The 3,542-nt window shown below is 63.4% G+C and carries 2 protein-coding genes and 1 pseudogene; 1 reads left to right on the forward strand and 2 read right to left on the reverse strand.

From position 1 onward, the window contains the following. Window positions 1–246, forward strand: a pseudogene (locus tag ACYVDE_RS17570) (EamA family transporter); the annotation flags it as partial. Window positions 247–277: 31 nt separating this feature from the next. Here ACYVDE_RS17570 and ACYVDE_RS17575 read toward each other — a convergent pair. After that, window positions 278–1,801: a hypothetical protein gene (locus ACYVDE_RS17575; RefSeq protein ID WP_460502851.1), complete on the reverse strand. Its 1,524-nt coding sequence runs from the start codon at window positions 1,799–1,801 to the stop codon at window positions 278–280. A gap of 289 nt (window positions 1,802–2,090) precedes the next feature. Continuing rightward, on the reverse strand, window positions 2,091–3,542 hold a 1,452-nt coding region (locus ACYVDE_RS17580), incomplete at its 5' end, for a hypothetical protein (protein WP_460502852.1).

The raw sequence follows: 3,542 nt of genomic DNA on the forward strand, positions 1-3,542 counted from the left end.
ACTGGCACGGGCGTGGGGCTGGCCGCGCTGGCGGGCCTGGGCGTGGTGCTGGCCGAAATTCTCACGTTCGTGGTGTTTCAGCGCGGCGTGCCCTCGTCGGTAGGTACCCCTATCATCGTGGGCGGCTCGGTGCTGCTGACGGCAGTGCTGGGGCTGGTGGTGCTGCGCGAAACCCTCAGCCTGGCCCAGGCGGGCGGGCTGCTGTGCATCGTGGTGGGCATTGTGCTGCTGGCGAAGGGGCACTAAGCCTTCGCTTGTTCGTGCCCGTGCGGTGATTTTAATGTAGCCAGGAGGTGATTTGTAGCTTGTAATTTTCGGGAACCACGTAGATGTCGACCGACGAATTATGGTAGGCCGCCGGGAAAGGAAATTCGGGTTGGAAGTAGCCTCGCCGGTTAGGGAAAGCCACCACGTAGCGGTACGCCCGCCCGGGCTGCTGGCGGTAGTCGAACTGCCACGTGTGCGGCCGCTCCATGCCGTGCGCATAGAAGCGGAAGAACAGGTGTTGGGTGGGTTCGGGTAGCAAGACCGCACCGGTGGGCTGAGTGGCTAGCCACAGGAGGCCGTCGCGGTAAGAAGCGTTGGTGCCGCGAGCCGTCGGATTCACGCGTACTATGGTGTAGACGCCGTATGCTGCAAAGACTGTAATGGCGGCCCCAAGCATCGCCCGGCGCGCGTACATCCTTCCTAGTGTGGCCGGCTGCCGCAACCACCAATCGAGCCCCACGGCAAGCAGAATAAAAAAGAATTGCGCCTTGTAGAGCATCACCCGCTCAGGAGGAAATACGCGTTGTAGCACAATCAACCCGTATGGCAGCAGCATAAACCAGAGTGCGGGGGGGCCCAATCGATGCAGTTGTGCCAGTGTTTGGCCGGGTAAGCGGTGGGCCCGCGCCAGCCAGCGCAGCCGGCATAGCAGCAGCAGCCCGGCTAGCGTGATGCCAGCCCCGAGCGTGCGCTGACCGGCCAAAAAGCCTTCGGTATACCATAGGTAGCCGGGCAGCCCGCGCCAGAAATCGGCCGGAGGGAGGCGGGCCACGTAGCCGTTTCCGGCCAGGGCATTCCACCCCGATACCAGCAATAGCGGTGCATACAGCAAGCCTGCCCCGCTTAGCGTGGCCAGAGCGAAAACCAACAAGGCAATTAGTCGACTCATTTGGGACTGCCGCATGGCCTGCAGCCCGAGCCAGGAGTATGCCGAGGCCAGCACGTATACAAAAGGCGGCACGGTGTAGCAACCCAGGATTCCGGCTCCCAGCAGCGCAGTCCAGGCCGTGAGATGGCGGCCATTACGCTGGTGCAACTCCAGCGTCGCAAAAAAAACGATTCCCGCCAGCCAAATCATCAGCCAGTAGCCCCGGCCGGCACCCGCATGATAGAGGCTGAGCTGCAGCACACTGAATAAGCCTACGGCCAGCAGGGCCACCCGGAAGCTGGCCCACCGTAGCAAGCCCGTAAACCATCTTACAGTAGCTGCCGTGCTAATGAGCAGCACCGGAAGGCGCATCGACCACCAAAAACCGTGGTGTAGCTGGTAAAACAGCAGCGCAATGGTATTGGAGAGTATGTGGTTGTTCGGAATCGGGTAGTAGGCGCTGGTGGCCAACAGCCCTTTGCTCACAAACACTTCGTACGACACAGCATCGTCGTATTCGGGATTAGCCATGCTGAAATACAGCCGCAGTGCCGTGAGGCCGGCCAGCGCACCCGTGGCCTGCCACCGTTGCCGTGGGGTAAGCAAGCGCAGCCGGGCTACCGCGCCGGCAACAGTGCCCGTCAGGTCGCGAAAGGAAGCTTTCACCGCTTCGCGGTAAGTTGGTATCCACCGGCCCGCCGCCAGCCCCGCCGCTGCGAGCGCCAGCGCTAGCAAGGCAAGGGCCGACCGCAGAAACAGGTAGTCGGCTGCTAAAAAGTGCCGTGTTCGCCACGCGTAGAACGGAAAAATAGCGTCGAACTGGCGCGCCTCTGCCCACGATGTACTGCCCAGCACCAGGGCCGACCAGCCGGCGCACACGGCCAAAACGCCGGCTACCAGGCAAACGCCAAAACGAATGAGCGCTGAGCGGGTGGAGCCTGAATCGGCCAAATCGTTAGCGACGGGCATAGATAGTCGTGAACTGGTCGTGGTAAGCCTGCGCATAGCCAGCTGGCGGTGCGGCTGGCAGCCCGGGCTGGCGGTTGTCGAGCACGATGAAATCGTACTTCCCGTCCGGCCAGCTGGCGTTTCCAGTAGTCAGGAGCGGGCGGGGGCCTTCTGCAAGCTGATTATAATGCGCAAAAAACAGCGCCTGCAGTGGCGCATGCAGCCACACTTTGGTGGGGCCGGTTGATGGTTGCGGCCGGGTGCTGAGCCACTGGTAAGCCTGCTGCAACAAGGCGGCTTCGTGGCGTGAGTAGCGTAGCTGCGGCTGGTTGCGATACAGCCGAAAGCCTCCGATGCTCAGTATCAGGCCGATTATGAGAGGCCACTGCAGTCTGCCTAAGTGAAGTTTTCGTGCGGCCCGGCGCCAGCCCGGCGAGGCCAACAGCGCCGGCAGCAGGTAGCCCGCCAGCGTGAGGTAGAGCAGGGCACGGGTTGGCACGAATACGCGCTGCACAGCCATCAGCAGCAGGGGAGTGGCGAGCAGCGCCCAGGCAACCAGCGCCGTTTGTCGGCGTGGGCCGTCTGGTATGAGGCGCCGCGCTGCCGCGCCGCCGAGTAGGGCCAGGGCCAACCACGCCGGCCCACTGATGCGTACCGGCGGCCCAAACAACTCGGCCGCCATCTCATACAGCACCGCCCGAAAGGACGGCCAGAAATGCGCTGCTGTGCGCGCGGCTACGTAGCGGTTGCCCACCAGTCGGTGCCAGCCCGAAACGGCCCCCACCGGGGCGTACAGCAGCACCGTAATCAGCCCGATAAGCAGGGTCGCCCAGGCCAGCTCGCTCGTGCGGTGCTGCCGCCCCAGGCCCACTGCCAGGGCTAATCCGAAAGCCACCAGCGGGTAGGCATACGTCGGAATCGTGTAAAGCCCCAGAATGCTGCTGCCCACGAAAACTGCCCAGGCCAGCTGCCGGTAGCCGGAAGCTGGCCGCAGCAATTCCAGCACCGCAAAAAAGCCCAGCTGCAATAAGCTGAGCTGCAGAAAGTACCCGCGCCCAACTGCGCCGTAGTACACCCACAGCGGCCCCAGCCCCACCAGCCCGATAACCAGCGTGGCCATCCGCAGCCCCGTTGCCCGTGCCAGCAACAGGTAGCTTATCACCGTGCCACCGGTGCCCAGCAGCAGCGTGGGCAGCCGCATAACGAGATAGGGAGGGAGTCCGGCCGCAAATCCGGGCCAGGCCAGCAGATTGTAAAAAATGTGGTTGTTTGGAATAGGGTAGTAGCTGCCAATGGCCAGGGGGCCGTGCGCCACAAAAAAGTCGTAGGAACCCACTTCATCTGTGCTGAGCGGGTACTGCAGCAGGTACCAGCTGCGGGCGGCAACCAGCAGCAGCACCAGCCCGGCCGCAATGCCCTGTGCCGGGCGGGGCCAGCGGCGTGCCCTTAGGGAAGCGCG

It is taken from the genome of Hymenobacter agri (assembly GCF_054778495.1).